At 60.9% G+C, this 769-nt stretch carries 1 protein-coding gene; it reads right to left on the bottom strand.

Annotated elements, in window-relative coordinates; genetic code table 11:
- On the bottom strand, positions 1–694 hold a 694-nt coding region (locus AYK65_RS31025; protein ID WP_244560164.1), incomplete at its 3' end, for an AMP-binding protein.
- Positions 695–769 lie beyond the last annotated feature (75 nt).

Genomic DNA, 769 nt, shown 5'->3' with positions numbered 1-769 from the left:
TATAGAGCTCGCCCACCGCCCCGAACGGCACGGGCTGACCATGGTCGTCAAGCACATAAAGCCGCGTGTTCGCAATCGGGCGGCCGAGGGGAGGAAATCGGGGCCAAGTTGATGGGTCAGTTGAAAGGCGGTGCTCCGCAACGACGTGTGTTTCTGTAGGCCCGTATTGATTGATCAATTTCGCCTTCGGATGCGCTTCGAAGAACGCCCTTAGCACTGGAGTGGCCTGCAATTGCTCACCCGCCGTATAGATCTCAGTTAAAGAGGGCAGCAGCACTGGGTGCGCGCTCCAGACCACCGCAAAATGGTTCAATGCTACGTATGGGAGGAAAAGCTGCTCGATCGCCTCACCCTTCACGAGTCCGAGCAAGCCGGCAAAGTCGGCACGGGTCTCTTCTCGCATAAGCACGAGCAGTCCAGCGTCCCTCCAACAACTGAACAATTCCTGGAAAGACACATCGAAGTTCAGGGTCGTGAATTGAAGTGTGCGTTTTGGCGCGCTATCCCCCGGTGAAGACGAGAGCAAATTCATAAGCGAGCCGTGGGGCATCATGACGCCCTTGGGCGTTCCGGTGGAGCCGGAGGTGTAGATGACATAGGCGAGATGCCGGGAGGTCAGGCCGAGGGCATGCGGGTCGGGATCGTCAGCGGACTGGCCGGCCCAGGGAAGCTCGCCGTCCGAGAGATCGATCACGCTGAGATCGGCGATTGCCTCGGCGCCGAGCGCCGCGCGGCCGGCGGCATCGCAAAGCAGCAGCCGCGGGGCGGC

The organism is Ensifer aridi, assembly GCF_002078505.1.
In the GTDB taxonomy this organism is placed as follows: Bacteria; Pseudomonadota; Alphaproteobacteria; order Rhizobiales; family Rhizobiaceae; genus Sinorhizobium; species Sinorhizobium aridi.
Note: the sequence above shows the minus strand (reverse complement) of the source record. Positions and strands in the feature narration are given on the sequence as shown.